21 protein-coding genes and 1 tRNA gene are annotated in these 23,278 nt (G+C 67.7%); 15 read left to right on the plus strand and 7 right to left on the minus strand.

Annotated features, from left to right (window positions below; all coding sequences use genetic code 11):
• Positions 1 to 59 precede the first annotated feature (59 nt).
• The 3 genes from EAT49_RS15845 to EAT49_RS15855 all read left to right on the plus strand — a co-directional run bounded on the left by EAT49_RS15845 (position 60) and on the right by EAT49_RS15855 (position 1,631).
• Positions 60 to 133: transfer RNA gene (locus tag EAT49_RS15845), tRNA-Cys, on the plus strand.
• Positions 134 to 312: 179 nt separating this feature from the next.
• Positions 313 to 1,218 (plus strand): glycosyltransferase family 2 protein, encoded by a 906-nt coding sequence (locus EAT49_RS15850; protein ID WP_185020784.1) that lies wholly within the window; start codon positions 313 to 315, stop codon positions 1,216 to 1,218.
• 23 nt (positions 1,219 to 1,241) lie between these two features.
• Complete coding sequence (locus EAT49_RS15855; RefSeq protein ID WP_123643266.1) at positions 1,242 to 1,631, plus strand: hypothetical protein; 390 nt, start codon at positions 1,242 to 1,244, stop codon at positions 1,629 to 1,631.
• Positions 1,632 to 1,644: 13 nt separating this feature from the next.
• Here the strand turns inward: EAT49_RS15855 and EAT49_RS15860 are convergent, their stop codons facing one another.
• From EAT49_RS15860 to EAT49_RS21740, 6 genes are all read right to left on the minus strand, one after another.
• Positions 1,645 to 2,631 carry an aKG-HExxH-type peptide beta-hydroxylase gene (locus EAT49_RS15860; protein WP_123643267.1) on the minus strand — a complete coding sequence of 329 codons (987 nt, stop codon included), beginning with the start codon at positions 2,629 to 2,631 and terminating at the stop codon, positions 1,645 to 1,647.
• 120 nt (positions 2,632 to 2,751) lie between these two features.
• A complete protein-coding gene (locus EAT49_RS21730) occupies positions 2,752 to 2,874 on the minus strand; it encodes a hypothetical protein (RefSeq protein ID WP_281274737.1) in 123 nt (40 codons plus the stop codon).
• Positions 2,875 to 2,919: 45 nt separating this feature from the next.
• Positions 2,920 to 3,102 carry a hypothetical protein gene (locus tag EAT49_RS15865; protein ID WP_123643268.1) on the minus strand — a complete coding sequence of 61 codons (183 nt, stop codon included), beginning with the start codon at positions 3,100 to 3,102 and terminating at the stop codon, positions 2,920 to 2,922.
• Between the two features lie 151 nt (positions 3,103 to 3,253).
• On the minus strand, positions 3,254 to 3,394 hold the full coding sequence (locus EAT49_RS21280; RefSeq protein ID WP_185020785.1) for a hypothetical protein: 141 nt from the start codon (positions 3,392 to 3,394) through the stop codon (positions 3,254 to 3,256).
• A gap of 130 nt (positions 3,395 to 3,524) precedes the next feature.
• Positions 3,525 to 3,659 (minus strand): hypothetical protein, encoded by a 135-nt coding sequence (locus EAT49_RS21735; protein ID WP_281274738.1) that lies wholly within the window; start codon positions 3,657 to 3,659, stop codon positions 3,525 to 3,527.
• A gap of 68 nt (positions 3,660 to 3,727) precedes the next feature.
• Positions 3,728 to 3,862 (minus strand): hypothetical protein, encoded by a 135-nt coding sequence (locus tag EAT49_RS21740; RefSeq protein ID WP_281274739.1) that lies wholly within the window; start codon positions 3,860 to 3,862, stop codon positions 3,728 to 3,730.
• 41 nt (positions 3,863 to 3,903) lie between these two features.
• On the opposite strand from EAT49_RS21740, the gene EAT49_RS15870 reads away from it, so the two are divergent.
• On the plus strand, positions 3,904 to 4,893 hold the full coding sequence (locus tag EAT49_RS15870; protein ID WP_148078742.1) for an ATP-grasp domain-containing protein: 990 nt from the start codon (positions 3,904 to 3,906) through the stop codon (positions 4,891 to 4,893).
• A gap of 109 nt (positions 4,894 to 5,002) precedes the next feature.
• Positions 5,003 to 6,013, plus strand: coding sequence for a hypothetical protein (locus EAT49_RS15875; protein WP_148078743.1), 1,011 nt, complete (start codon positions 5,003 to 5,005; stop codon positions 6,011 to 6,013).
• A 165-nt stretch (positions 6,014 to 6,178) separates the two neighbouring features.
• Here the strand turns inward: EAT49_RS15875 and EAT49_RS15880 are convergent, their stop codons facing one another.
• Positions 6,179 to 11,224 (minus strand): RecQ family ATP-dependent DNA helicase, encoded by a 5,046-nt coding sequence (locus EAT49_RS15880; protein WP_246003883.1) that lies wholly within the window; start codon positions 11,222 to 11,224, stop codon positions 6,179 to 6,181.
• Between the two features lie 864 nt (positions 11,225 to 12,088).
• Here EAT49_RS15880 and EAT49_RS15890 point away from each other — a divergent pair.
• The 10 genes from EAT49_RS15890 to EAT49_RS15935 all read left to right on the plus strand — a co-directional run bounded on the left by EAT49_RS15890 (position 12,089) and on the right by EAT49_RS15935 (position 23,243).
• Positions 12,089 to 12,442, plus strand: a complete 354-nt coding sequence (locus EAT49_RS15890; protein WP_123643273.1) for a MarR family EPS-associated transcriptional regulator — start codon at positions 12,089 to 12,091, stop codon at positions 12,440 to 12,442.
• A 562-nt stretch (positions 12,443 to 13,004) separates the two neighbouring features.
• The gene (locus EAT49_RS15895; RefSeq protein WP_123643274.1) at positions 13,005 to 14,117 is read left to right on the plus strand and encodes a glycosyltransferase family 4 protein; all 1,113 of its coding nucleotides are present in this window, start codon (positions 13,005 to 13,007) and stop codon (positions 14,115 to 14,117) included.
• On the plus strand, positions 14,114 to 15,376 hold the full coding sequence (locus tag EAT49_RS15900; protein ID WP_123643275.1) for a glycosyltransferase family 4 protein: 1,263 nt from the start codon (positions 14,114 to 14,116) through the stop codon (positions 15,374 to 15,376). The genes EAT49_RS15895 and EAT49_RS15900 overlap by 4 nt, the downstream gene beginning before the upstream one ends.
• A 15-nt stretch (positions 15,377 to 15,391) precedes the next feature.
• A complete protein-coding gene (locus EAT49_RS15905; RefSeq protein WP_123643276.1) occupies positions 15,392 to 16,387 on the plus strand; it encodes a glycosyltransferase family 2 protein in 996 nt (331 codons plus the stop codon).
• 160 nt (positions 16,388 to 16,547) lie between these two features.
• Entirely contained in the window at positions 16,548 to 17,267 is a 720-nt protein-coding gene (locus tag EAT49_RS15910) for a class I SAM-dependent methyltransferase (RefSeq protein ID WP_185020786.1), read from the plus strand.
• Entirely contained in the window at positions 17,264 to 18,349 is a 1,086-nt protein-coding gene (locus EAT49_RS15915; protein WP_185020787.1) for a CgeB family protein, read from the plus strand. Before EAT49_RS15910 ends, EAT49_RS15915 begins: the two co-directional genes overlap by 4 nt.
• Before the next feature lie 4 nt (positions 18,350 to 18,353).
• Positions 18,354 to 19,895 (plus strand): hypothetical protein, encoded by a 1,542-nt coding sequence (locus tag EAT49_RS15920; protein ID WP_123643279.1) that lies wholly within the window; start codon positions 18,354 to 18,356, stop codon positions 19,893 to 19,895.
• Positions 19,892 to 20,899, plus strand: a complete 1,008-nt coding sequence (locus EAT49_RS15925; protein WP_123643280.1) for a hypothetical protein — start codon at positions 19,892 to 19,894, stop codon at positions 20,897 to 20,899. The genes EAT49_RS15920 and EAT49_RS15925 overlap by 4 nt, the downstream gene beginning before the upstream one ends.
• Entirely contained in the window at positions 20,890 to 21,717 is an 828-nt protein-coding gene (locus EAT49_RS15930) for a hypothetical protein (RefSeq protein WP_123643281.1), read from the plus strand. The genes EAT49_RS15925 and EAT49_RS15930 overlap by 10 nt, the downstream gene beginning before the upstream one ends.
• Positions 21,714 to 23,243 (plus strand): oligosaccharide flippase family protein, encoded by a 1,530-nt coding sequence (locus EAT49_RS15935; protein ID WP_123643282.1) that lies wholly within the window; start codon positions 21,714 to 21,716, stop codon positions 23,241 to 23,243. Before EAT49_RS15930 ends, EAT49_RS15935 begins: the two co-directional genes overlap by 4 nt.
• The last annotated feature ends 35 nt before the right edge of the window (positions 23,244 to 23,278 follow it).

The following is a 23,278-nucleotide window of genomic DNA, read 5'->3' on the forward strand; positions in this document are numbered from 1 at the left end:
AACCGGACTGATAACCCCTTGCAGCCCTCCGCCCGGTTCTCTAAGGAAACAAGGGCTCTGGCGAGTTGGCGGAGTGGTTACGCAGCGGATTGCAAATCCGTGTACACCGGTTCGATTCCGGTACTCGCCTCCAATATTTTGAATGGGTTGCGTGACCTTTGGCGCGTGGCCCTATAGGTGTTCACAGACGCGTTTGCCTGGTTCGATCCTTTCGGTCCCTGCCCCGGAGGATGACGATTTTCGCGGATTGGCGCTTTCGAGGCGTCCCGCGCCTTGATGACGGAAGGTCCCTTGGCCGTACCTCGGATCGTCATGGTTCTGCTCGTCCGGGACGAGGCAGACGTCATCGCGGACAACCTGCGCTGGCATCTGGGGCAGGGCGTGGACCATGTGATCGCCATGGACAACGGGTCCGTCGACGGCACCACGGACATCCTCGAGGATTTCGCCGCCACGGGCGCGCTGACGCTGATCCATCAGCCCTCGGACGCCTTCCTTCAGGAGCGTTGGGCGAGCGAGATGGCGCGGATGGCGCGGGACCGGCTGGGGGCGGACTGGGTGCTGCCGCTCGACGCGGACGAGTTCTGGACGGTTCCTGACGGCCAGACGCTGGGCGAGGTGGTGGCGCAGTTCGACGGGGAAGCCGACATGGTGCGCTGTGCGCGGCGCAACCTGATGGCCGCGCGCGAGGATCTGGAGGCGATGTCGTGGCACGAGGCGCTCGTCTGGCATGCAGATCCGCCGGTGCCGCTGCCTGCCGGGCGGAGGGACGATCCGACGCCGCTCGATCCGCCGTTGCTCTATTGCCGGCTGCCTCCGAAGGTGGCGGTGCATGTCGCCCGGTTCGAGAGGTTCCTGCCGGGCAACCATGATGCCGTGATCGCGGGCGACCCGGTGGTGCGTGCCTCGGAGGAGATCATGATCTACCACGCGATGATCCGCGACCGGGCCGAGTTCCTGAGATCGAACGCCCGGGTCGCCGAGGCGCGGGAGCGGGATCCGGCCGTGGCGCCCAGCACGTCGTGGAAATCGCGGCGCTGGTGGCGCATGGATCCCGACGCCGCCTATGCCGAGGCGCTGCCCGACGCGGCGCGGCTGCGGGCGGATGTTGCGGCGGGGCGGGTCAGGCGCGATACGCGCCTGCGCGATCTCATCGCGGCGGGCCGGAACGCGGCGCGCGGGGCGGCTGCGGCCGAAGGTGGGGATGTGGTCGGATAGGCCTGCGGGGTGGAGTGGATCGGATGGCGGTGACACCTGAGGACGATGGCGGTCGGGAGCGGCGGCTTGCTGCGCTGAAGGAGGAGATCGCGGCGCGGACCGGCGAGCTGGAGGCGTCCGAGACGAAGCGGCGGGAGCTGGAGGCGGAGCTTGCGGAGGCCCAGGCCGGGCGGCTGCGGGCGGAGAGCGAGCTGCGTGTGGCGCGGGCGGCGCGGCTGCGGCTGGAGGCGGATATCGCGGAGGCGCGAGCCGAGGCGGAGCGGCTGGGTGCCGCTCTCGCGGAGGCGGAGGCGGCGCGGGGCGAGTTGACCGCGCGGATCGCCGAGGTGCTGGCAAGCACGAGTTGGCGGCTCACGGCGCCCCTGCGACAGGGCGTCGAGAGGCTGCGCCGGGGCAGGGGCGGCCGGGCCTGAGGAACGCCGGGGCCTACAGGATCGCGGGCTCGGCCATGAAGGCGCGGGCGTTCTCGATGATCCGGAGACCCGTTTCCGAGAGCTGTCCCGACTCGCGGATCACCGCATCGCCCGCCGCGAAGTTGCGGCGGTCGGCGGCGGCGGCCTCCTCCGCGGCGATGCGTTCCTCGGGGGTGAGCACGCCCGAGGCGGCAAGCCGCTCCATCGCCCAGGCCATGCGGGCCGAGACGAAGGTCGCGTGATAGATGCCGTCCATCGGCCGGGGATCGGCCCGGAGCGGTGACTTGAAGCGCTCCTCGTCGGGATTCAGCGTCAGGGGCTCGTGGATCGTGAGGCCGAAGAGCAGCGAGTGACCGGCCTCGTGGGCCAGAACCTCGGCCACGGCGACGGGCGTCTTGTGGAAGGTCGGGTTGAGCAGCAGCAGGCCCCAGAACTGGTAGTGCGAGGCGCCGTCGAACTGCATCGTGGCGCCTTCGGGGGCCTGAGCGAGGAGCACCACCCGGACCAACTGCCGGATCTCGGCATGGAGATCGGGAGTCCCGCGCTCGAGCAGGTCGAGACCCCGTGTCAGGCGCCCGGCGAACTCGGCGCGCATCTCCTCGGTGATTGGGGCAAAGCTGCCGGCCCCGTCGCCCATGCGCGTGTCGAAACAGTGGTCGATCCGCGCGGCCTCTTCGGAGCCGCGGGCGAGGACGGGCATCCCGGCCGGACGGCGGTCGATGGCGGCGATCACCTCCGCGATCTCCGCGGCGCGGTCGATGTCTCCGGTGGTTGCCCGTTCCACCAGCTCGTAATAGGCGCCGAACGCCTCGGGCGGCAGGCGGTCTCCGGCTTCGATCCGGTGGACGGCCCGTTTCAGCGGGCCACAGAGGTCGGGCAATTCCGCCGCAGCCTCGGCGACATGCCCGAGGCTGCTGGCAAGTTCGTCATGCATCCGGTCGTCGAGGCGGGTTGCCCGCGCCCCGCTCGGTGCGAAGACGAGCAGATCGCTGTCGGTCATGCCGGGAGCTGGATGTCCAGGCCTTTCCGGCCTTCCTTGTTGCCGATCTTGGCGCCGGCGGCGCTGTCGATGCGGAAGCCGAGAAGCTTCGAATGGTCTAGGGTCAATCCGGTCATGACGTTACCTTTCGATGGGTCCGTTGTCGTTGCCCTTCATCCCGGGCTTGTTTCCGATCTTGACGCCCGCGGCGCTGTCGATCCGGAAGCCGAGAAGTCGGGAGTAATCGAGAGCAAGTCTGGTCATCTGAACACCGTGCAAGGAGAGAGACGCGTCTCGGTCGAAAGAGTATCAGAAGCCGCCCGGCGGCGGTCCGCCCTTGATGCCCACGGTGATCAGGCCCTTGCCGCCCATCTTGAGGCCGGTCGACGTTGCTTCGGTCGCGCCCTGTTTGAGGCCGGTGAAGGCCGACTCCGCCGATCCCTCGAGGCGGAAGCCCAGCAGTCTCGAGTGGTCCAGTTTCGTGAGGTCCATGATGTGCGTCCTGGTTGCCGTCAGAATTTCAGTGGTTGCCGGAAGAGCCTGCCCATGACCACGACCGGAAGAGTACGCTGGTTCCAGTGATCAGGAACGCAGCGTCATCGTCAAGCCTGTCCTTCGGGCAGAAGACTGTCCGGGAACCGGCTCATTGGGGGAGGATCGGCGGCCCCAGCGGGATCTCTATGATGCCCTTGTCGCCCTTCTTGAGGCCCGTGGTCTCGGCGGCCGCCGTGCCTTGCAGGCGGAAGCCGAGCAGCTTGGTCAGGTCCAGTGTCGTGCCGTCCATCGAATGCTCCTCGATGTGGGTGGGTCGGATGGGTCGTCTGGGGGGCGCTCACGCCAAAGCGCGCGGTCCCGGCGTATCTGATGCCCGTCGCGACAGCCGTTCATGAGGCCTGCCGCGACGGACGAGTGTGTCACCTGATCTCGAAGGTGACCGGCGGGGGCTGATTCCCCTTGTCGCCCTTCTTGAGGCCCGTGGTCTCGGCACCCGCCGTGTCCTGCAGGCGAAAGCCGAGAAGCTTGGTGTGGTCCAGTTTCGTGAAATCCATGCGTCGTCTCCAGCCTCTCTGTCCGACCGGCCCGTAAGGACCGGCCCTGCGCCATGCGTCGCCCGGGATCACCTGACGGTCTGACCGGGGTCCTTCAGCACGCCGTTGTCATAGCCCTTGTCGCCGACCTTTGCGTCGGTGGCGGCAGGGCTCGCGAGACGGAAGCCGAGAAGCTGCCTGAGGTCGAGATTAACGATTTCCATGGGACAAACGCTCCATCTATACCGGCACCGTGATGAAGCCGATGACCCTCGCCCCCGTCAAGCGCCGCGTGATCCATTTCGTGACACTGCGCGAACACGGATACACCTTTGCCAATGCCATGGAGGCGCTGGATGCGCGCGGGGTGCATGCCGTCCATGTGCCCTGGGATACGGTCTTCGCCAGCGAGACGCTGGCGCACGGGACCTGGGTGCTCGCGGATTTCGAGCGGCTCCCGCCGGGCGCGCTCGTCGCCGCGGGCAAGGTCTATCGGGCGTTGAAGGCGGCCGGGTGCCGGGTGCTCAACGATCCGGCGCGGTGGCTGCCGCGGGCGGACCTGATGCGCGCCCTCGAGGTCGAGGGGGTGAACTCCTACAGATGCTGGCGCCCGGCGGTGCAGGAGTGGCCTGACCGCTGGCCCGTGTTCCTGCGGCGTGCAAGCGGCCATACCGGGGCGGCGAGCGGTCTGCTCGGGAACCTCGACGAAGCCCGCGCGGCGCTGGAAGCGGCGCTCGACGAGGGCCTGCCGATCTCGGACCTGATCTTCGTCGAATACGCGGCCGAGCCGGTGCCGGGCCGGACGTATTTCCGCAAGTCCGCCGCCTTCCGCGTGGGGCCGCAGGTGCTCCGGGCCATCTCGGTGCACGGGGACGACTGGCTTCTGAAGCGCGGAACCTCCGAGCACGCGACCGAGTCCGACTATGCCGAGGAACGGGCCGAGATGACCGTTTATCCCCACGAGGATTTCGTCTGGAAGGTCTTCGAGATCGCCGGAGTGGAGTTCGGGCGCGTCGATTTCGGCCTGCGCGCCGGGCGTCTCGAGGTCTGGGAGGTCAACACGGCGCCGAACGTACGTCCGCCCTACGAGCACGCCAATCCCGACCGCACCGAGACGGTGCGCCTCGCATTCGAAGGTCTGGTCACGGCGCTTCATGGTCTCGCCCGCACGCCCGGGGAGCCGGTCTCCATCGCGGGCGCCTTCCGGAGGCATCGCGCGAAGGGCACCGGGCACGCGATGCTGCATCACCTGTGACGAGGGGCGTTGCATCCGCGTCCGGGCTCCGCCTGCCCGGGGGTGCCGGTCCGCAGGACGGGGCCGGGACGGATGCCGTTCGTCCTGGCGCGAGCGGAGGCTGAGCGAGATGGCCGGCATCATGCGCCCCATGAGGCTCGACCCGGTGAGCCGCCGCGCGATTTATTTCGTGACCCTGCGCGAGCATGGCTACACCTTCGCGCATGTCATCCGGGCGCTCGAGAGCCGCGGCGTTCATGCCCGGCATGTGCCCTGGGACACGGTCTTCGCCAGCGAGACCCTCGCGCATGGAACCTGGGTGCTCTCGGATTTCGAGCGCCTTCCGCCGGGGGCGCTGATGGCCGCGGGCAAGGTCCATCGTGCGTTGAAGGCGGCCGGGTGCCGCGTGCTCAACGATCCGGCGCGCTGGCTGCCGCGGGCGGATTTCCTGCGCAACCTGCAGCTTGCGGGGGTGAACAGCTTCGGGTGCTGGCGGCCGGCCGCGCGGGAATGGCCCGACCGCTGGCCGGTCTTCCTGCGCCGGGCCAGCGGGCACACCGGTAGCCGGACCGAACTCCTGGAGACGCCCGAGGCGGCGAGGGCGGCGCTGACCGAAGCGCTCGACGAGGGCCTGCCGCTGAGCGATCTCCTGTTTGTCGAATACGCGGGCGAGCCGGTTCCGGGTCAGACCTATTTCCGCAAGCACGCGGCCTTTCGCATCGGCCCGGAGGTGAGCCGCGAGGTCTCGGTGAACGACACGACCTGGCTGGCCAAGGTCGGAGTCTCGGGGCTCGCCACCGATGAAGACTATGCCGCCGAGCGGGCCGAGATGGACGCCTATCCGCACGAGGATTTCGTCTGGAAGGTCTTCGAGATCGTCGGACTGGAGTACGGCCGCGTCGATTTCGGCACGCGGGCCGAGCGGTTCGAGGTCTGGGAGGTGAACTCCAACCCCACGCTCTATGCCCCCCACGAGCACCGCAATGCCGACCGCGCCGAGACGATCCGCCTGTCCTTCGAGCGGCTGGTGACGGCGTTCTGGGGTCTCGCCCGGACACCCGGGGAGCCCGTATCGATCAAGGAGTGCTTCCGTCGCTACCGGTCGGAAGAGACCGGGATGGTGGCCCTGAGCAACCGGTGAGGCGGGGCGGTCTGCCCCGATCCGGCAGACGATCTGGAGGGGCCTCGCCGGGACCTTGTTCACCCCCCGGGTGAGGGTGAACAATACGCACCCGCGTGTTCGGCTCGCTTGAACCTGGTCCGACAGGCCAGGGCTGGGCCGCCGACAGAACCTGCTCCGCCTGGGTCAGCCGTAGACAAGCTCGGGGAGGATCACCTCCCAGGTCTTCCGCCGATAGTGGTGGCTGAAGGCCTCGTCTCCGTCTTCGGCCCGCCATTCGAGGATCATCGCGATCTCGCCCCGGGCGAACTGCATGCGCCCGGGAGGGCAGAAGTTGCGGGACATGCGGCCGAGAACACTGCCGGACTGGTCCTCAAGCACCCAGCGGTCCCTCTCGCGGCGGAGCGAGACCGGATCGCCGACCTGCGCCTGGGAGATGGCGGCGAGCGATCCGTGGCCGTGGGCGAGCCGTCCGGCAAAGGAAAGGTCCACGAGCTTCGGGTCGGGGGAAACGTACCGCACGCGGGCGCCGCGCAGGACGGATGATCCGGAGGTCACCCGCCGGTTGAGGATCGACGGATGCGGTGTCGGCACAATCGGGTGATGTCCTGAAGTCAGCAGCGTCAGGCTGGTCCTCGCGCGGGTCATGGCGACGTAGAAGAGACGGCGCGGCGCGTCGGCGTCCTCGCCTCGGGAAGTCCGGTCCCAGCCGCCGTCCAGGATTGCCACATGGTCGAATTCGAGGCCCTTGGCGCGGTGCGCCGTCAGGAGGAGCAGTCCGCGCTGTTCGGCCCGCGCCTCTCGCGCCCATTCGCCGAACCATTCCACCAGTTCGGGCACTGGTGCTGCCTTTTCCGAAAGCTCGCGGGCGAGGGTCCCGATGCCTTCGCCGATGAGGTCGGTCCAGCGGGAGACGGGCAGGGCGTTCAACGCGAGGGTCAGGTCGGCGATCGTCATCATGCGGGTCCGGTCTGCGAGCAGCGCGCGCACGAAGGCCTGCATCTCGCGCAGTCGCCAGATGCTCGGCAGGGCGTCGCTGGCGAGTTCGACGGGAAGTCCCTTCTCCTCGGCATAGGCGCGCACGGGCTCCAGCCTGCGCCATTCCCGCGCGATGATCGCGGTGCGGCGCCACTGCCAATCAGGATCGAGGCGGCTGAGCCGGATCAGCTCGTCCACGGCGGCCGCGGCCTGCGCCTCGTCGCCCGGGGGACAGGTCAGCAGGGAGACCCGGCCTTGCGCCACGGGGTCGTGGGCAGCCATCGCGCCTCCGAGGTTGGCCCTGCTGCGGGCGCGGTCGGGGGTGATGTCGTGATCGGCCTTCATCCGGCTGACCGCGGGCGCGATCACGCTGTTGGAGGCCGCGATGATATAGGCGGTGGAGCGGTAGTTCTCGGTCAGGAACACCGGCCGGGCGGCGTAGTCGGTCTCGAAGCGGCGGATGTACTCGATGGAGGCTCCGTTGAAGGCGTAGATGTTCTGGTCGTCGTCGCCCACGGCGAAGAGGCTGAGACGCAGGTCGGGATCCTCGAGCGAGCGGCCTGCCACGGCGGCGATGAGATCGTATTCCTCGGGTCCAATGTCCTGGTATTCGTCGACGAGGATCCAGCGGTAGCCCTGGATCAGCGTGTCGCGCAGCGCTTCGGCCTCGGATTTCGACAGACCGTCGCCGCGCAGGAGCCGGATCGCCTCGCGCATGATCCCGTCGAAGTCGCGCGCGCCGTCCTGCAGGCCGGCGAAGCTTGCGCCCACAAGGCGCATGGCAAGCGCGTGGCAGGTCGAGACCGTGACGAGGGTGGCGTCCTTGCCGATCAGGAGGCGCAGGCGTTCGCGGATCTGGGCGGCCGCGTGCCGGTTGTAGGAGAGCACGAGGATGCCGCGGGGGTCCTCGCGGCGCACGCGCACGAGATAGGCGATGCGGTGGACGAGGACGCGTGTCTTGCCCGATCCCGGGCCCGCGAGGACGAGCACGTTCGTCTGCTCCCGGTCGTCGCGGACGATCTGTTCCTGCACCGGGTTGCCCAAGGCCTCCACGATGGCCTTCCACGACGCGCCGGTGGTCTGACGGCGCAGCTCCGTGCCGCGGCCGGGAAGCCAGCGGCGCAGAAAGGTGTCGCGGTCGAGGACGAAATAGTCCGCCGAAAGTCTCAGTGCATCGGAGATGTTCTGAAGGCCCCTTTCGGCATAGGCGCTCATCACATGGGTCTGGATCGTCTGCTCGGCATAATGCTCTTCGAGCGGCTGGAAGTTCTCGACGGTGAAGAGACCGCCTTTCGTGTCCAGTCTGACGGTCATCGCGGGGCGAAAGACCGTGAGGCCGCGGCCGAGGGTGGCCACGCCCTGTTCGTGCAGCCACAGGAGGGCGCGGTCCATGAGGCGGTTCATGTCGCGGACCTGCGTGCCGAGAAACGCGTCGCCCTTGAGTGCCGCGAGCATGTTGCCGAGGGTCGTCTGGACCTGGAGGTCCTTTCCCTTCGTGCCCCTCGGCACACGCCCGACGAGATGGGAGAGCAGCAGCTGGGCGCCCTCGCGCCTCAGCCTGGCGGTCCCGTCGACGACCTCCCACGAGCGTTGCAGGCGGACCCAGAGGATATTCCGGTTGGCCTTGCGCAGGTTCAGGTTCCCGCGTCCGCCGTCCTGATCGCGGCCGTCCTGGGCCATGCCGCGCAGCAGGCCCTCGACGATATCGGGGCGGATCGCGCTGTGGCCCTTCTCGCGCAGCATCTGGCAGGTTTCGGCAAGGTGCAGAGGGAGGGCTTCGTCGCCATAGGCATCGGGCGCCGTCTCCCGCAGGAGGGCGATCAGATCCTCCTCGAGCCGGGCGGCGAGGTCGAAGCGGCGTTGCGAGCTGTCCTCGACGGACACGTGCACGAAGACGGTGACGGCCGTGTCGTCGCTGGCGATGCCCAGCGCCTCGAGATCGGTCAGAGCCCGGCGCAGCGCCGACCCGGTGAGGCGGCACGCGCCGGTCAGCTCGTCGGTGGAAATGCCGCGGTCGGGCTCGGCGTTCATGACGTGCCGCACGAGGTCAAGGAGGTCGCGGCGGCGCGCGCCGGTGATCGCGGCGCGATCGAGGATCTTCGCCGCCTCGTCGAGGGTCCGGATGCGCAGCGAGGACGGGAAGAGCTGGACCCTGTTCTCCTCGCGGGTCAGGAGCCTGGCCTCCTCCAGCCAGGCGACGGCGGTCTTCACGCGGGTGTCGTCGGTGGCGCTGTCGCGTTCGAATTCCTGGTCCTTTTCCTCTCGGACGATCTCTCCGGGCGTGACCACGACCTCGCCACTCTTCTTAGTGCGGCCGTCGAGGCGGCGGAGCGCCTTCAGGATCGCGCCGATCTCGTGCCGGGCGAGGCGGGAGCGGGCGGAGAGGCTGAATTGCCGCTCGACGTCGTCGGGGCTGAACAGAAGCACGCAATTGGCGGGGGCGCGGTCGCGGCCGGCGCGGCCGGCCTCCTGGAGATAGTTCTCGAGCGATCCCGGGATATCGCCGTGGACGACGAGGCGGATATCGGGCTTGTCGATCCCCATGCCGAAGGCGTTGGTCGCGGCTATGATCCGCAGGTCGCCGGTCCGGAACCGTTCCTGTATCTCGCTTTTCTCGTCCGGCGGCAGGCCGGCGTGGAACCTCTCGGCGGCCAGCCCCCGGGCCTTCAGGAATTCCGCGACCCGTTCCGTGGCGCGTCGGGTGGCGCAGTAGATCACGGCGCCCGAAACGCCCTCCTCGGGCAGGTTGGCCTCGATCGCCGTCAGGATGTCCGCAAGCTTCGTCTGACTGTCGGTGGGCAGGACCTCGAAGCTGAGGTTGGTGCGGCTGGCCCCGCCGTCGAGCAGGATCAGCTCCACCCCGAGCCGGGTCGAGAAGTGATCGCGGATATCGCGCACGACCTCGGGTTTCGCGGTGGCGGTCAGGCAGAGCACGGGGGGAGGGTCGCGGTCTCCCAGCGACTCGCGGATGAAGCGGCTGACATAGCGGTAGTCGGGGCGGAAATCGTGGCCCCATTTGGAGACGCAATGGGCCTCGTCCAGCACCCAGAGCCCCACCTCGCGCTGCGCGAGGACCGAGCGCACGGAGATGGCGCGCAACTGTTCGGGCGCGATCAGCAAGATCGACGCGTCGCCCATCCGCACCTTCTCGAGCGCGTCATGGCGTTCGGGCAGCGACAGCATGCCGTTCACCGTCACGGCGGAGGAAATGCCGGCCCGCGCGAGCCCCTGCACCTGGTCGGCCATCAGTGCGACGAGGGGCGAGATCACGACGGTCAGCCCGCCCGTCCGCTCGAAGGTGGTGAGCGCGGGGATCTGGTAGCAGACGGACTTCCCCGTCCCGGTCGGCAGGATGCCGAGAACGCTCTGGCCCGACATCGCCTCGGCGACGATGCGCTCCTGCATCGGGCGCCCGGTCTCGTCCGCCGGTTCGGGCCGGAAGGCGGGAAAGCCGAACCAGCGCGTGAGGGCGCTGGCGGGATCGGTCATCTCGGCGCACCAGGCACAGGCCGGGTCGCCGCAGGACGCGCCGCCCCGCAGGTCGCGGACAAGCTGCGAGGCCTCGGCGAACTGCGCCCTGACCCAGGGCGGCATGACCGACTCGCCGCCCGCCACGGTGATCCAGGAGAGCGCATAGGCCAGCGGCCAGCCGAGCTGCGGGTTGCCCAGCCGGTCCAGGGTCCGGTCCAGCATGTCCTTGCAGGATTGCCCTGCCAGAAGACGCCGGATCGCGGCCTCGGTCTCCGCGATGCCCGGTGCGGGGGCCGAGCGCAGGAGCTTGAAGACGTCGTCGAACCCGGCCGAGGCCTCCGCGCGGGTGGTCAGGTAGTGGTAGGCGGTCAGCGCGTCCGGTCTCTCCCGCGCCAGCGTCTCGAACGCGTCGACCTGGTTGCGGAAGACCTCGAAGACGAGCCGTGCGTCGAGTTCGGGGTCGTTCACATGCCCGGCCTGAAGCCGCCCGTCCACATGGTGCTTGACGAGGTGGTGGTAGGGGTTGCGCGGAAAGGCGAGGGGGTTGAGCCAGAGCGTGTCGATGGCCGCCTCGGCGAGGCTAGCGAGGCGTGGTCTGTTCGCCACGAGATGCGGCAGGTCATGGCGCAGGATGTTGTGGCCGATGACGTGATCGGCCCCGGCGCAGAACCGGTCGAGCTGTTCGAGGGCCTCGCCGAGAGAGCCCTTGCCGTGGACCAGTGCCGGGCCGCCTTCGCCCCTGACCGCTGCGAAGGCGAAGATCCGCGCCGTCGCTGGGTTCACCTCCAGATCGACGGAGACGCAACGGTCAAGAAATCCGGAAGGGATTGGCAAGCGGAACGGGCCTTTACGCGGTCTTCTTCACCTTTTCGAGACTATTGTCCGATTGGACAGAGGGAAAGTGGGGATTGCCGGGCTCTGTTCGGATTTGCCGCCGGGCGGAATTGGTCCTTGAGAGGTCGCCGTGCGGGCAGGCCGCTAAGGCAGGGATCGGCGCGTCAGCTTGTCGAGCACGGCATCCGTCCGCTCCTGTGGGACGAGGGCGTAGCGTTCGATCTCGTTGCCCGCGTGGCGGCCCAGAAGTTCGGCCCGCCGCGCCAGGCATAGAAATGCCAGCGGTCGCCGGAGAGGGTCTGGCGGCGCACGCGGTGGGTGCCCTTGGGCAGGGGTGGAGACGGGGGGTTCGTGCGCCTCCCGGTCACGGCCGGCTTTTGAACTGGCCTGAGGGCGGAGAGGCGTCACTCATCGTGGTCAGCCTTTGCCGACGGATCGGCCGGGATGGTCTGAACGATCACCTCCAGGGCGGCACCGGTGATGGCAGTCGACCGGCGGATCGCCGAGGCGGGCAGGGGAGGTGTGGGGGGCTCGGGCGCGAAGGTCGGACCGATTGCGACTGGGGCGGCTTCCGGGATTGGCCTCTGCCGCTCGGTGAGGTGTTCGCCACGGCTTGCCCAAAGAATGAGCAATTTCTCTTAAGTCTGTTACGCAGTCCTCGTATGTGTTGCCTGCTGCACCGCGGCAGGAGACACAGAGCTTGCGACTCGCAAGGCCTCTCGCTAGCCGTTCAACCATGAACGCACCGTTCCATCGGGCGAGGACACCGCGGCGAGGCCCGGTGCGGTAGCCGTGGCAGGGCGTGTTCCAGAGATGACTGACGATACGTTCTCAGAGCGGGACACGGTGCTGCTGCGCGCCCTTGATGCTGGTCCTGACCTGAGCCAGCGCGACCTCGCGCGCCAAACCGGCATCAGTCTGGGAGCAGTGAACTTTTGCCTGCGGGCTCTGGCCGAGAAGGGTCTGGTCAAGGTCCGGAACTTCCAGGCATCGGACAGGAAACTGCGCTACGCCTACGTGCTCACGCCCGCGGGGATCGAGGCCAAGACGCGGCTGACGGCGCGATTCCTGAAGCGCAAGATCGCGGAGTATGAGCGGTTGCAGGCCGAGATCGCAGAGCTCGAGGCGGAGCTGCGGGGCAGGGATGTGCGGGGAGAGGATGGCTGAGAGTTTGTGTTATCGGGGTTTTTTGTGTGAAGATACCTGTTGGTATCAGGGGTTTGTTGACCCGCGATATTCACTGCGCTCCCTCTCGACAAGTCGAGACGGGTTACGCAGGCGTCATCGATGGTGTGAGCGGGTAACGTAGACTGCGCGGTTGTGGTCACTTCAGCGACATCGGCCGGCGCCCGCCCTCCGGGCTCATCTTCGGATGGCGCGCGTCGATCAGCGCAAAAAAGCCAGGTCCACAGCACTTCTGCCTCCATCCCGGCAAGGAATTTCTCCCGCCGCGTCTGCTTCTTCTTAATAAAGTGGTGGAGACGAGGAAAGGGGGGCATCCTTCGTGGTCATACACAGTCTATCTCAAGTCGCTCCACGGGCGAGGTTTTTCAGACATTCCATGATGTGGGGTGTCGTATCAAATGGCGATTTTGGCCGCTCTGGTCGAGAAACTTGCCGAAATGGCTCGGAAATCCACCCGCGGCGCCTCACTTAGGTCACGTCTGACGGAAAATTGGCAAAGCCAGAGCGATAAGGTCGGCGCCCTTAAGTGCCGATAGATAATGGAATGAAAATAGTTGCTTTGGCTGCCGAAGCATGGGGTGGGCGCGGCGGTATCGCGCAATCCACTCGCGATCTGCTGGGCGTGTGGGTTGAGCAGCCCGGAATCGCCAAGATCGAGGTGCTGCCGCGGCTGGCGGCGGAGGCCACGCCGGCTCTTCCGGCAGGCATCGTGCAGCACCCGCCCAGCATGGGCCGGCTGACCTACATGCGCCGCGCGCTGTGGCTGACCGCGACACGCCAGCCTGACATCGTCTATTGCGGCCACGCCTTCATGGCGCCGCTGGCGCAGCTTGCCGCGCGGGCCGTCGGGGCGAAGCTGGTGGCGCATGTGCACGGGCTGGAGGTGTGGCAGCCGCTGAGCCCCGCGGCGCGGCGCGGTCTCGCCGGTGCCGACCGGGTGCTTTGTGTGAGCCGCCACACGGTGTCGAAGGTGGTCGAGATCGCCGGTGTCGACCCGTCGCGCTGCACGGCGATCTTCAACACCGTCGACGACCGCTTCGTGCCCGGAGACCGGGCCGCAGCGCGGGCGCGGTTCGACCTGCCCGCCGACGCGACCGTGCTATCCACCGTGGCCCGGCTGGATCCGCGGCAGCGCCACAAGGGCCATGACCGGGTGATCCCGCTGCTGGCGGATCTGGCGCGCGACGTGCCGGGGCTCACCTACCTGGTCGCCGGCACCGGCAGCGACCTTGACCGGCTGGAGGCGCTCGCCCGCAAGACCGGGGCGGAGGGCATCGTGCGCTTCCTGGGCTTCGTGGGCGACGAGGCGCTGCCCGATCTGTACCGCGCCTCGGATCTTTACGTCATGCCGTCCCACGGCGAGGGCTTCGGGATCGCCTTCGTGGAGGCGATGTGCTGCGGCACCCCGGCGCTGGGGCTGGATGCCGGTGGTGCCGGAGACGGTCTGCGCGACGGCGAGCTCGGCCGCGCGGTGCCGGAAGCCGAGTTTCCGGCTGCCCTGCGCGCCGCGGTGCTGGCGCCCGCGTCCGACTGCGCCGACCTAGCCGCACGCACCCGCGCCGCCTTCGGCCGTCCCGCCTTTGCCGCACGGCTGGTGCAGGCCATCGCGCCGCTGTCGGCCGGGCAGGCCCTTCCACAGAAAGCGTTTTCGCAATGAAGGAAATGGCCCTGCCCGCTGCCACCTTGGACCCGGCCGCCCGGCCGACCTACCGCGTCGCCTTCGTCAACACGCATCCGATCCAGTATTTCGCGCCGCTCTATGCTTACATGACACGCAGCTGCGGGATCGAGACCACCGGGCTCTATTTGTCGGATTTCTCGCTCAAGGGCGGGCGCGACCCGGGCTTCGGCCGCGCGGTGACCTGGGACGTGGATCTTCTCGATGGCTACGAGGCCCGCTTCATGGGCGGCGATAAAGCCAGCAAGCGGCGAATCGGCGGCTTTTTCTCGATGGTGGCGCCACAACTCTGGGGCGAGATCCGGCGCGGGCGGTTTGATGCGGTGATTATCCACGGCCACAACTTGGCCGCGCATCACGTCGCATGGGCCGCCTGCGTGGCGTCGGGCACGCCGGCCTTCGCGCGGGGCGACACCAATCCGCGCATCGGCCGCCGCGGCTGGAAGGCGGCGCTTCGCCGGCCGCTGATGCGGCAGCACTACCGCGGCATGGCCGGCGTGATGGCCGTGGGCACGGCCAACGCGGCCTACTACCGCTCTATGGGCGTGCCCGAAAGCCGCATCTTCCTGACGCCCTACGCGGTGGACAATGACCGCTTCGCCGCTGCCGCCGAGGTCGGCCGTGCCCGGCGTACGGAGACGCGTGCCGCGCTCGGCATGGATCCCGACCTGCCGGCGATCCTCTTCGCCGCCAAGTTCATCGCGAGGAAACGCCCCGACGACCTACTGGCCGCATTCGCGCGGCTGCGGGTGCAGGGCGTGGCTGCACAGCTGGTCATGGTTGGCACCGGGGAGCGGGAAACCGCGCTGAAAGCCCGCGTCGTCGCCGAGGCAATCCCGAACGTGGTGTTCGCCGGTTTCGTCAATCAAACGGATCTGCCGGCTGTCTATGCGGCATCGGACCTGTTTGTCCTGCCTTCGGTGAACGAGCCCTGGGGGCTGTCGGTCAACGAGGCGATGTGCGCGGGGCTTCCCGTCGTGGCTTCGGCCGGGATCGGCTGCGCCGACGATCTGGTACAGGACGGCGTGAACGGCGCGACCTTCACCGCCGGCGACGTGGCGGGGCTGGCCGATGCGCTGCGCCCGATCCTGACCGATGCCGAGCGCCGCGCGGCTTATGGGTCGGCGAGCCTTGACCGGATCGGACACTGGAGCTACGCGGATTGCGCTGCCGGGATCCGCGCCGCGATCGAAGCCGAGCGCGCGCGCCGCGGCGCCGGCGGAACCGGGACTTCCTGAGAATGCGTCTGCGCCATGCCCATCGCCGAATCCGACATCTCCATCCTGATCCCGACCTATCGCTACCGCGAGAAGGTGGGCCGCGCCGTGGACGCCGCGCTGGCCTCCGGCGCAGGGGAAATCATCGTTACCGACGACCGCAGCGGCGACGGCACCATAGAGCTTCTGGCCGGCTACGACGATCCGCGGCTGCGGGTCTACGAGAACGCACGCAATCTTGGGCTTTGGGAAAACCACCTCGCGGCGCTGGGGTATGCCACCAAACCGTGGATTAAGTTCATACAGGCCGACGATTACCTGCTGCCGGGCGGGTTGTCGCACTATGCCGCGGCCGCTGACGCGGCGGTCAGCGTCGTGTGGTCGAACCCGCTGGTGATCGAGGACGCGACCGGTGCGACGCGACAAAACCACAAGGTCACGCAGCCATGGCGGCTCGACGGCGAAGCCTATCTGGACCTGGCCATACGAAGCTGCTGGGTGCTGGGCTCGCCGAGCCAGGTCTTGGTGCGCGCCGACGCGTTGCCGCGGGACCCGGCTGCGTGGATCACCGAGATCTCGGCCGACGTGGTGTTCGGCGCGATCGCGGCGAGCCGCGGCGATGTCGTGCTGCTGCCGACAGGCGGCGTGGTTCACACCGAACATGCCGGTCAGGACAGCAACACCCAGGGCACTCTTCGCGGCTTGCGCCGCCTGGTGGCGACCGTGCGCTACCTGCGGGACCGGCCGGAGCCGGCCGTGCGTCGCTTCGGCACGCTCTGGGCGGCGGCTCTGCGCCGCACGACCTGGCGGACGGCGCTGTCGGGCATCCTGCGGAGCGACATGGGTCCGGCGGAGGCGCTGGGGCTTGCATTGCGGGCCGAGCGGTGCGGCCTTGGCAGCCTTGCCGATCCCCGGGATCGGCGGCGGATACGGGAAGGTCGCGCTTTTCGACGGCACGACCGGCAGCCGCACGATATCGACGCGATCCTGACTCGGGCCGGCATCGCGCCGGCCCGATCGGCCGCGGAATAATCGAAAGATCCATCGCGCCCCCATCGGCCACCGCGTGATCGGCCGCCGCGTGGCGGATCGCGGCATCCGACCGGCTAGATCCGCATGCGGCGAGTCTTCGACCCGGCGCCCGCAAACCCGTTACGGTCTGCACAACGGCGGCCAAAGATTGGATGTAACCTTGACGGATCAGGATCGAAACACCCGCTTCGCGGCACCATACGTCAATGCCGGCAACGATGTCGTGCTGTCTCTCGTTCCGGCGGGCGTGCGGCGCATCCTCGACGTGGGCTGTGGCGGTGGCGACAACGCCCGCGAACTGCGCGCGACGCATCTCGGGGTCGAGATCGTGGGCCTAACTCACAGTGATGAGGAAGTTGCCATCGCTCGCCCGCATCTCGATGCGATCCATGTCGTTGACCTGGACCGCGGTCTCACCGACGCGGCGCTCGAGGCCTGGGGGGCGCCTTTCGACCTGCTGCTGTTCTCGCACGTGCTCGAGCACATGATCGACCCGCTGGCGGTCCTGCGCCGCTGCCTGACGCGATTGCAGCCCGGCGGGTACGTGGTGATCGCGGTGCCCAACGTGCTGGAATGGCGCACACGGGCGAAGTTCCTGGGCGGCAGCTTCGTCTATACCGAGCACGGCATCCTCGACCGCACGCACATGCGCTTCTTCACCTACGAAACCGCTCCGGACGAACTGGTCGCCCCGATCGCTGGGCTGACGCTGCTGGAGCGGCGGCCGCGCGGCTCGGTGCCGCTGGGACCGTTGCGCCGGGTCGTCGCGGCGCGCGGGCTGTGGTCGGCGATCGACCGGGCGGGGCTGCGCTGGCGTCCCAACCTGTTCTCGCGCGAAGCGGCGATGCTGGCGCGTTGGGACGGAGCGTCCGCACAATGAAAATCCTCGTTATCGGACGCTTCTTCGAGGAAGGGATCGCGCTATTCGTCGCCGAGGAACTGGCGCACATGGGCCACGCGGTGCTGAGGTACGACCCCGGACCGATCGTCAAGCCCTATGGCAACCGCCCGACATTCTACTGGGGCCGGCTGCGCCGTGAAGCGCTGCAGATAATGCAGCAGGTGCGCACCGCGGCGGGGCGCGAAGTGCACGGGCCGGGATTGCGCAAGGCGCTCGGCGAAGCAGGTGGCGTCGACCTTGTCTTTTCGACCCACGACTATCTGTCCCCAGCGGATGCAGAAGCGATAAAGGTGCAGACGCGCGCGCCGTTGATCCTGTGGTATCCCGATCCGGTCTGGAGCTTCCGGCGCCACATGTTCCTGAACGCAGCCTACGACATGGTGTTTTTCAAGGACCCCTACCTGGTCCACGTGATCCGGTCCAAGCTAGGCAAACGCGTGTTCTACATGCCGGAATGCTACAGCCCGCATTCGGTGGATCCGTCGATGGCCGAGGACCCGGCCGATCCGGTCTGGCAGACCGATATCTGCATCGCGGGCAACCTCTATGCCTATCGGGTTGCGCTGTTCGGGCAGCTCGCCGAAACGTACGACATGAAGATCTGGGGGCTGCCGGCGCCACGCTGGATGCGCACCGGCGCGCTGGAGCCCAAGCTGCAGAACCGCTTTGTCGCGCATGCCGACAAGGTGCGTGCCTTCCGGGGCGCCAAAATTGTGCTGAACACGCTGAACCCGTCCGAGATCTGGGGCACCAACGTGCGCACCTTTGAGGCCTGCGGCGCGGGCGCCTTCCAGATCGTCGACTGGCGGCCTGGGCTGGGCCAGCTTTTCGAGATCGGCACCGAGGTCGAGGTCTTCACCGACTTTGACGACCTGCGCCGCAAGGTGGACCGCTACCTGGCCGCGCCGGAAAAGCGCGCCGCGATTGCTGCAGCCGGTCATGCCCGTGCCCAACGGGATCACACCTACGCAATCCGCCTGCAACAGATCCTCGACACGGTATCCGGGGGGCGGACCGGCTATCCCGAGCCTGCCCCTGCATGGTCCCCACCAAGAGATTAACCGAATGGCTGTCGCTGACATCGACATACAGACCGTCAAGACGAGCTCGCAGCTGAGACATGCCGTGAAGCGCGTCGTCGTGGGCATCTTCAGCCTCGTCGCCCTGGTCAATCTTCTGGCGCTGGTGCTGGGCGATTCCCCCTATTTCGTCGCGCACCTCGCCGCGATCATGCTGGCGGCATATCTGGCTTTCGAGGCCGTGCTCTACCTGCGTCGAACCGACGCGCTGGGAATGCTCTCTCCGGTGTTTCTGGCGCTAATCGCGCATTTCCTGTTAGCCTACTTGGCCGCCATCAGCATCGCGCCTTTTGACCCTTGGGCGATCCGCCGTTTCGAAGTCTTTCTGCCCGACCTCGATACCGATCTGGCCGAGACGCTGCTCTTGGCCATGCTGGGCGCGTTCTGCATGCTGCGCAGCTACTACCTCTTTCAATCCGCGGCGCGCCGCTTGCGGCGGCGGGCACAGTCCTCGTCCGCGCTGCGGCGCGAGTTCCGGCCAGCCTTCACGTGTGCCGTGATCCTGCAATTCGCTTTCGTCGGGCTGGTCGCGCTGGCGCTGACCCTGGGCGTCTACGGCGTGGTTGGAACAGGCGAAGCCCGCCAACGCCATTCCGACGTGCTCGAAATCCTACGGCTCGCCACCGCTGCGGGAACGCTGTCCTATTTCCTAATCCTGTTGCGGTACTACCACCTGCGCGCGACCGGACGGGCGTCGTGGCTGTTCGGTGTGTTCTGCGCTGCGCTCGTCGTATTACATCTATGTGCGGGAATCCTGTCCGGGTTCAAGAGCCAGATGGTGGCGCCCTTCATCATTGCGGGGCTTGCCTATTTCCTGGCCACCCGGCGTCTTCCCAAGACCTTTATCGTTATGGGTTTTTTTGCGCTTGTTATCTCCTACTCGATCATCGAACCGTTCCGCGCCTATCTCGGCGCTGCGGACCAGCGGCCGCGCGGCATGATCGAGACCGTCGAAGCCGTGGCCACCGCGGTGCGTCTGCGCGAACACTACCAACGTCACACCGACATTTCTCGCGGTGAGCAGATCACGTCGCGCTTCGATCTCGCAGGGATGAGCACGGTCGGGCTGGACTACGTTCGGCGCGGCGATCTGCAGACCGAGTTCCGCCAAGGTCTGCAGGACAGCATCCTGCTGTCTCCGATCCTAGCTTATGTCCCCCGCGCGATCTGGCGAGACAAGCCTTTCTTCGGTACGGGGATCTGGTTTAACGTGACCGTCCTGGGGCGATCCCCCGACGCGAGAACGTCGGTCGCCATGGGCCCGATCGCCTTTCTGTACATGGCCGGCGGCGTGGCTTGGGTCTGCCTTGGCTTCGCCTTGTGGGGCGCGATAGGGGCGCTGCTCTTCGACGGGCTGGCTCGCTCCGGCGCCGGCGGGACGATCGTCTTTCTCAGCGTGGCATCCACCCTGATATTCATTCCGACCACGATCGGTCCCAATCTTACGGGCATCCTGCGGATGCTGCCGGTCGCTTTCGTCGCGCAACTGATCCTTCTGCGCCCCCGTTCGAGGCCGGTCTTCCGGTGAAGGTCCTGCATGTGGGTATGGGCAAGACGGCGACGACGTCGCTGCAGGTCCACGTGTTTCCGCGACTGGCTGCGCACGAGGCCGTCGGGGCCTACAACCCGCAGACTCTGCACCTCGGTCTCGACGCGGCGGTCAACGGCCATGGCGACGAGGCCCGGCTGATACCGCTTGCCGCCGCGCAGGAATGCATGTTGATCTCGAACGAGACTCTTCTGGAATGGGATCCCGTCCTGTGGGAACCATCGGCCGATCGCCTTTTGCGGGTGTTCGGCGGCGAAGTCACGATCCTGATCACGCTGCGAGATCCAGCCTCCTATCTGCGCAGCCTGTTCCAGCAGATGCTGCACCACAACAAGGTGCGCCCGCCTGAGGATTTCCTCCTGCCCGCCGATGTCTATCGCGGTGTCCGCCGCTTCGTCCGTCCCGGCGAGCTCGATGCGATCGACGTCGATGCCTTCGACATGGTGTACATGGCATCGCTCTATGCGGAACGCTTCGCCTCGGTTGTGCTGGTGCCCTTCGAGGAGATTGGCACTCTGCGGTTTCTTTCGGCGATCTGGACCATTCCAGACGATTTTCGTGACGCGCTCGCACGCGATTTCGTAGCTGCGCCGCGGGTCAATACCTCCTACAGCGCAGCGGCCGTGCGCCTGACGCTCGGCCGGGAACGTGCGCTGGCCGCCTTGGGGCTGCGGTCGCGGTCGGCATCGGATCGCCAGTTGCGCAAGACGTTGTCCCACATGCGCGGCACGCCCTTCACTCCGGACCGCTCGCCGCTGCCGTCCTGGCACCGGCTGATGGGACTGCTCAGCCGCTACGGTCCGAAGGCCGCCTACCGACTGCCGAATGGGGCTTATCTGGGCCGGCACATGGCGCGCAATGCGGCCTTTTACGCCGCGCTGCGCGCCGCTCCGGAAGGTTATGTGCGCCTGATCGACGGCGTGACCCCATCGGGACTCACACCGGCGGCCCTAGCGCAAGAGGCAGGGCCGGCATGTTCGTGAGCGACGATTTCGTTTTCCTGCACTTGCAGAAGTCGGCGGGCACTTACGTGATCGACCGTCTCGCCCAGGTCCTGCCCGGTGCCGTGACCGGGGGCCACGCGCCGCTTCGCGCAGGCCCCAGGGGGCGCGTGGTCGCCGCCGCGATTCGCGACCCGTGGGATTGGTACGTGTCTCTCTGGTCCTATGGCTGCATGGGCGAAGGCGAAGTACGGGGCCGTCTGACGGCCCCGCATGGCCGGATCCTGCGGCAGACGGTTCGCGCCACACTGGCCCGCCGCCTTGGGCCGCGCGCCGCATGGGCGCGGCTGCGGACCGAGCACGAGCGCAATCCCGCCTTCTGGTGCGATCTCTACGCCTCGGCCGACGACCCGGAGCGATTCCGTCGCTGGCTGCGCGCGGTGATGACGCTGCCGGGCTGTCGCCACCTTCCCGACCGGTACCCGCTGCTGCCGCTGCGCGGGCAAGTGGGCTTCATGACGTTCCGGGTTCTGGGACTTTTCACCGACTGGTCGGCTTGGCACGCGGGCGCGCACCGCATCCACGGCCCCGCGGACGCACTGGACTTCTACCGCCGACATTGCATAGTCAATCACGTCCTGCGCACGGAGCGGGCTGAGGCTGACCTAGAGGCGCTGCTGGGGTCATTGGGGATTGCAGCACCGGCAGTCGAACAGGCACAAGCACCGGCCAGAAGCAACCGATCGAAACGCTGCCGGCACGCGGACTACTATGATGCCGATACGATCGCCCTGGTGGCCGAGAAGGACCGCATGGTCGTCGAGCTTTTCGGGTATACGCCCCCGGAGCCTGCCGCATGACCGTGCGCCGGACATCGACGCTCGTCAATATCGTTGCCATGCTGGTCTACACCGTGGTGCGACGGTTCCTGGGGCTGATCGGCATGGCAAGCCTCGCGCGAATGTTGTCACCGGGTGACCTGGGCGCCTATGCCTTCACGCAGACCACCGGGCAGACCTTCGTGGGCCTGTTCCGCTTTGGCGCGCTGCAGGGGCTGCACGTCTCGCTTGGGCGGCGGATGGCCGACGACGACGCCGATGATGCCGGCGCGCTGATCGGCGGCGGGATCATGATCGTGTCCACCATCGCGATCCTCGGCAGCGCGGCGATGGTGCTGCTGGCCGATCCGATCGCGCGCGATCTGTTCGGCGCGCCGGATCTTGCGCCCTACGTCACGGCGTCGGCCGCGTGTTTCACGGGGCAGTTCCTGTCGCGGGCGGCCTATGTCGGCTTCGCGGGCCTCGGCCGCTTCGTGGACTACACCTACTGGTCGACGGCCATCGGGATCGCCACGGTGGCGGCGACGATCCTGGGCGCCGTGCTCTACGGCGTGCAAGGGGCGGTCTGGGGCTTTGCCGGCACGACGCTCGCAGGCGTGCCGATCTTCGTCCTGGGCCTGCTGCGCGCCCTGAAGCGAGTCGAGCTCCGGATCCGGTGGCAGCTGAGCCTTGGTCATCTGAAGGAGATCTTTTCCATCGGCCTGCCATTCTACGGCGCGGGGGTCTTCATGATCCTGGCCGGGTTCGTGGCGCAAGGGGCGGTCAGCCGCTTCGGCAGCGTGCAGGAACTCGCCGATCTGAGGATCGTCCTGACGCTGATGGCAGTCGTGCAGATGATCCCGCAGTCGATCTCCGGGCCCATCATCTCCCTTTTCGCTGAACGCGAAGGCCGGGAGACAGGATCGGGTTCGGTCTCTGCCTTTGAACACATGCGATGGCTCTGGATCTTTGCACTTATCACGAGCACAGTGCTGGCCGCGATCTGGCCGCTGACCGTACTTGTCGTGTTTGGCACTGGCTATCCGCAGGCCGCGCAGATCGGACAGCTGGCGATCGCTGCCTTCATCCCCACCATCGTCGGCACGGCCCTTTCGGCCGGCATCCTCGTCGGCGGGCGTACGCTGCCGCTTCTGGTCGTGGGCGCGCTGCAGGGCGCGGCGATGTCCGGGGTTGCGCTGACGCTGGTGCCCGCGATCGGGTTGACGGGGTTCTTCGCCGCGCAGGCCGCCGCCAGCACGACTGCGGCGGTGCTCTGGCTTCTGGCGCTGGGGTGGCTGACCCGCAACGCGCCGCTGCGCCCCTGGATGGGCCCGTTGCTGGCGGCGACGCTGGTGCTCTGTGCCGGGCTGATCCTCGATGCGCGGATCGACGAGACGCCGCTGCAGCGCATCCTGGTCGCGGCGGGCGTCGTGCCGGCGATGATCCTGTGGGTCGCCTTCACGGCGCTGTCGGGAGCCGACCGGCGGATGCTGCGCGGGCGCGCCCGGCACGAGGCCGGCAAGCTGCAGTCCTGGCTGCGGATGCGTAAAGGGGCGGAGCGAACATGACCGGCGGCGTTCGGGTTCGCCGTCCCGCAAGGCAG

The sequence above is a fragment of the Histidinibacterium lentulum genome (assembly GCF_003789055.1).
In the GTDB taxonomy this organism is placed as follows: Bacteria; Pseudomonadota; Alphaproteobacteria; order Rhodobacterales; family Rhodobacteraceae; genus Oceanicola; species Oceanicola lentulus.

Coding starts and splice junctions, on each gene's coding strand:
- EAT49_RS15850 (WP_185020784.1), top strand. CDS start 313: ATGGTTCTGCTCGTCCGGGACGAGGCAGACGTCATCGCGGACAACCTG.
- EAT49_RS15855 (WP_123643266.1), top strand. CDS start 1,242: ATGGCGGTGACACCTGAGGACGATGGCGGTCGGGAGCGGCGGCTTGCT.
- EAT49_RS15860 (WP_123643267.1), bottom strand. CDS start 2,631: ATGACCGACAGCGATCTGCTCGTCTTCGCACCGAGCGGGGCGCGGGCA.
- EAT49_RS21730 (WP_281274737.1), bottom strand. CDS start 2,874: ATGACCAGACTTGCTCTCGATTACTCCCGACTTCTCGGCTTCCGGATC.
- EAT49_RS15865 (WP_123643268.1), bottom strand. CDS start 3,102: ATGGACCTCACGAAACTGGACCACTCGAGACTGCTGGGCTTCCGCCTC.
- EAT49_RS21280 (WP_185020785.1), bottom strand. CDS start 3,394: ATGGACGGCACGACACTGGACCTGACCAAGCTGCTCGGCTTCCGCCTG.
- EAT49_RS21735 (WP_281274738.1), bottom strand. CDS start 3,659: ATGGATTTCACGAAACTGGACCACACCAAGCTTCTCGGCTTTCGCCTG.
- EAT49_RS21740 (WP_281274739.1), bottom strand. CDS start 3,862: ATGGAAATCGTTAATCTCGACCTCAGGCAGCTTCTCGGCTTCCGTCTC.
- EAT49_RS15870 (WP_148078742.1), top strand. CDS start 3,904: ATGACCCTCGCCCCCGTCAAGCGCCGCGTGATCCATTTCGTGACACTG.
- EAT49_RS15875 (WP_148078743.1), top strand. CDS start 5,003: ATGGCCGGCATCATGCGCCCCATGAGGCTCGACCCGGTGAGCCGCCGC.
- EAT49_RS15890 (WP_123643273.1), top strand. CDS start 12,089: ATGACTGACGATACGTTCTCAGAGCGGGACACGGTGCTGCTGCGCGCC.
- EAT49_RS15895 (WP_123643274.1), top strand. CDS start 13,005: ATGAAAATAGTTGCTTTGGCTGCCGAAGCATGGGGTGGGCGCGGCGGT.
- EAT49_RS15900 (WP_123643275.1), top strand. CDS start 14,114: ATGAAGGAAATGGCCCTGCCCGCTGCCACCTTGGACCCGGCCGCCCGG.
- EAT49_RS15905 (WP_123643276.1), top strand. CDS start 15,392: ATGCCCATCGCCGAATCCGACATCTCCATCCTGATCCCGACCTATCGC.
- EAT49_RS15915 (WP_185020787.1), top strand. CDS start 17,264: ATGAAAATCCTCGTTATCGGACGCTTCTTCGAGGAAGGGATCGCGCTA.
- EAT49_RS15920 (WP_123643279.1), top strand. CDS start 18,354: ATGGCTGTCGCTGACATCGACATACAGACCGTCAAGACGAGCTCGCAG.
- EAT49_RS15930 (WP_123643281.1), top strand. CDS start 20,890: ATGTTCGTGAGCGACGATTTCGTTTTCCTGCACTTGCAGAAGTCGGCG.
- EAT49_RS15935 (WP_123643282.1), top strand. CDS start 21,714: ATGACCGTGCGCCGGACATCGACGCTCGTCAATATCGTTGCCATGCTG.